Origin of the sequence: Microcystis sp. M53602_WE12 (assembly GCF_030065455.1) — a bacterium.
GTDB classification, from domain to species: Bacteria; Cyanobacteriota; Cyanobacteriia; order Cyanobacteriales; family Microcystaceae; genus Microcystis; species Microcystis aeruginosa.
Genome location: NZ_JASJFB010000374.1, coordinates 1 through 3160, shown reverse-complemented (window position 1 = coordinate 3160; position 3160 = coordinate 1). Strand labels below are relative to the sequence as shown.

Annotated in this window: 4 protein-coding genes and 3 pseudogenes; 5 read left to right on the top strand and 2 right to left on the bottom strand. The window is 44.5% G+C overall.

Annotated elements, in window-relative coordinates; translation table 11 throughout:
• From PX482_RS12890 to grrA, 5 genes and pseudogenes are all read left to right on the top strand, one after another.
• Nucleotides 1-193, top strand: a 193-nt coding sequence (locus tag PX482_RS12890) for a zinc ribbon domain-containing protein (RefSeq protein WP_288122524.1), incomplete at its 5' end; no start/stop codon positions are given.
• Nucleotides 194-276: 83 nt separating this feature from the next.
• Nucleotides 277-480, top strand: a pseudogene (locus tag PX482_RS12885) (PQQ-dependent sugar dehydrogenase); the annotation flags it as partial.
• 191 nt (nucleotides 481-671) lie between these two features.
• Nucleotides 672-1244 (top strand): annotated as a pseudogene (locus tag PX482_RS12880) (PQQ-dependent sugar dehydrogenase); the annotation flags it as partial.
• Between the two features lie 88 nt (nucleotides 1245-1332).
• A complete protein-coding gene (gene grrP / locus PX482_RS12875; RefSeq protein ID WP_002762433.1) occupies nucleotides 1333-2232 on the top strand; it encodes an extracellular substrate binding-like orphan protein GrrP in 900 nt (299 codons plus the stop codon).
• Between the two features lie 14 nt (nucleotides 2233-2246).
• The gene (gene grrA, locus PX482_RS12870; protein ID WP_288122523.1) at nucleotides 2247-2621 is read left to right on the top strand and encodes a GrrA/OscA1 family cyclophane-containing rSAM-modified RiPP; all 375 of its coding nucleotides are present in this window, start codon (nucleotides 2247-2249) and stop codon (nucleotides 2619-2621) included.
• Nucleotides 2622-2679: 58 nt separating this feature from the next.
• Here the strand turns inward: grrA and PX482_RS12865 are convergent.
• Together PX482_RS12865 and PX482_RS12860 are read right to left on the bottom strand one after the other, a co-directional pair.
• Nucleotides 2680-2853: pseudogene (locus tag PX482_RS12865) on the bottom strand (DUF2887 domain-containing protein); the annotation flags it as partial.
• Between the two features lie 30 nt (nucleotides 2854-2883).
• Nucleotides 2884-3160, bottom strand: a 277-nt coding sequence (locus tag PX482_RS12860) for an Rpn family recombination-promoting nuclease/putative transposase (protein ID WP_288032442.1), incomplete at its 5' end; no start/stop codon positions are given.

Below are 3160 nucleotides of genomic sequence, written 5' to 3'. Positions count from 1 at the left end.
CACGAGTCAAAATTGTTCTAATTGTGGTCAAAAAGTCCCTAAATCTCTATCTACAAGAACTCATATTTGTCCTCACTGTGGCTATGTAGAAGATAGAGATATTAACGCCGCTATCAACATTCTCAAAAAGGGACTAAGTACCGTGGGACACACGGAAACTAATACGCTTGGGGAGAGATTCCCTCTGGTTTGATTGGATACGTCCTGTCAGATTAAGGAAACTCGATGAACCAAGAATCCCTCGCATGAGCGCGACGGGAGTGTCAAGATGGTGCAAGTTTGCGAGATGTGCGGGTTATTTTTGAAGTTTCCCAGGCAAAAACCGACTCTCAACACTTCGGTTCGCGGTTATTATGGCTACCGGATGGCACTTTATTGGTAGCGATTGGGGACGGGGGTAATCCTCCCCTACAATTAGCGGGAGATTTAATTAGAAAACAGTCCCAAAATCTGCAAAGTCATTTAGGTAGACTTTGCTGAATAAAGCTAAAAACCTTGTTGGGTAAGACTTTTAGACCTTTTGGCAATCAAAAAGTACTGGATATGGGAGTGATCGGGGGGAAATTTAGGCACTTTTTCCCTGAAAATTAGGTAATTGGCCACCTGAAAATGAGTAAAACCCTACACCCTACACCCCACACCCCACACCCTGCCCCCAGGAAAAACTTTTTCAGCAGACCCTAGGTAAAATTATCCGCATCAATGACGATGGTTCTCTACCTAAAGATAATCCTTTTGCGGGTTCTAAAATTTGGAGTTACGGTCATCGGAATATTCAAGGAATCAGCTTTGATCCAATGACTAAAAGAGTCTGGGCAACCGAACACGGAGCAAAAGGAGGGGATGAATTAAATTTAATTGAAAAAGGTAAAAATTATGGTTGGCCAGTGGTTTCTGCTAGTCAAGAGTACGGCACTAATACCCCGGTTTCCCGCGAAAAATCTCGACCCGGTCTGATTGATCCGAAAACAATTTGGACACCTGCGATCGCTCCTTCGGGATTGGTCTTTTATACCGGTAATCGCTTTCCTAATTGGCAGGGAAATTTATTTGCCGGTGGTTTAGTTTCCAGGGATATTCGCCGTCTGTCAGTGGATAAATCGGGTGAAATTATCAATCAAGAAGCGATTCCCATCGGTCAGAGGGTGCGGGATGTGCGTCAAAGTCCCGACGGATTTTTATACCTGCTCACCGATGAAGGTAACGGTCAATTAATTCGCCTTGAACCGCCATCTAATTTGTAAAAGTTCACAGAAATTATTATGGAAACCTTGAAGATTTTTTAGTGAATTCTAGTATAGTTATGTTTGTACGGGAGCAAGCACTCGATTTATGAAGAAAATTTTACAGTTAGTGGGACTAGGTTGCATATTGCCCATGTTCCTCGCAAGTCCGAGTTTAGCGGAAACAGTGGTGGAAAAAGTGGCTCGCACGGGATTTTTGACCGTAGGAACCCGTTTTGATGCGATTCCCTACTCCTACGTCAATGATAAGGGGGAATTAGTCGGCTATTCTATGGATGTGTTGGAACGAATTAGAAAACGATTGGAAACTCGTCTCGGTCGTCCCGTCACCCTGCAAATGATTGAAGCTAACCAACCCGGAGAGAAAATTAATCTCATTCGTAGCGGGGAAATCGATATCGCTTGTAGTACGGCTTTTACTTGGGAAAGGGCGAAAGTTGTCGATTTTTCCATCAGTTACAGCATTTCTGGGATTAGGATTTTAGCTAAAAAAGGTAGCAATCTCTCCACTCCTCAATCCCTAATCGGTAAACGCATCGCCTTGGTTCCCACTTCTGCGGCCGTGGATGTGATTAAATTAGTACAACTGCAAGCGACAATTGTTACTACCTACAGCACCGTAGAAGAAGCCCTCGAAGCTTTAAAAACAGGTAAAATCGACGCAATAGCGGGGGATAGCATCTCTTTAGCGGGAACAATCCTCAGAGATAACCCTAAAATCTACGAAATCGTCCCCGAAGAAGCTCTAGCTAATTTTGGCATTGCTTGCATGGTTCCCGAAAATAACTCTACTTTTTTGGATGATGTCAACTATGCCATTGTTAAAATGATGCAGGATTACATCACCAATGATACGGCCACCGTTAGTCAAATCGATCGCTGGTTCGGTAGTCAAGGCATGGTTCCCATCCCCCCAGAATTATTAAAGGGGTTTTTTGCCTTCAAAGTTATCGAACACGCCCAAATTAATCCCCAAGAAGCCAAATAGGAGCATAAATTCAGGTGAATATCAGCAATAAAACTGGTTTAGTCGGCTTTCTTCTCGCTTTATCTGCCTTCGGTCTGACTAGCACCGCTCAGGCCGCCTCAGAGGAGGCTAATCCCATTGAGGCGCGTTTAAGTCGTCTGTCCAGCGCTGTACGCGAACGGGTTAACCAACTGCCGTCCGGTACTGCCGATCCTAGTTTACAAGCTTTAGGCTGGGGAGATGGTGGCAATCGCGGTTGGGGGAATAGTCGTGTCGGTGGTTGGGTAGATGGTCGCGGTGGTAGTTTCGTTAATGCGCGGCCCTGGCGTAATGGTTGGTCTGACGGTGGTGGTTTCTTTAATTCCCGACCGCGCTGGGGTAATGGTGGCGGTTTCTTAAATCGTTGGTAAGTAAGGTTGGGTGAGGGGATAACTTTATCCCCGTCCCAACCCCGGTTTTACGATGAAATCTAGGGTGATTATTTTGAGGCAGAAAGACTCCATCAAGACGAAAAGAAAGTTGTTTGACTTCCACTGAGTCAAAGCGGTAGTTATTGGCTTCGCTGATAGGGAGTTGAATTAATTCAAAGAAGATAGAGGGGAAAGATTGAAAGAGTTGATAAAAAATCGTGTCAGTTTTCATGCTTTTATTTTACAAGGCGATCGCATTTTTTTATGTCCCTTTTTGTATAGCTTTAACCTGTTTAACCTCTAACTCTAAGGCGGATGCGACTTGCTCAACACTTAACCCTAAGGCTAACAAACGGGGGACCGCCTCTAATGCTTTGTTTAGTCTGCCTTCCTCGCGACCTTCCTGACGACCTTCCTGACGCGCTTCTTCGCGCACATCTTGAAAATACTGAGTCTGTTTTAATTCATCTAAACTAAACATAGTTTCTATCTCCCGACGATTGAGAAGCGGTAACTTATAAACGAGAATCGTCTCTATT

What these genes read in the sequence shown, in the direction of transcription:
- grrP (WP_002762433.1), top strand. Translation starts at nt 1,333, where the DNA reads ATGAAGAAAATTTTACAGTTAGTGGGACTAGGTTGCATATTGCCCATG.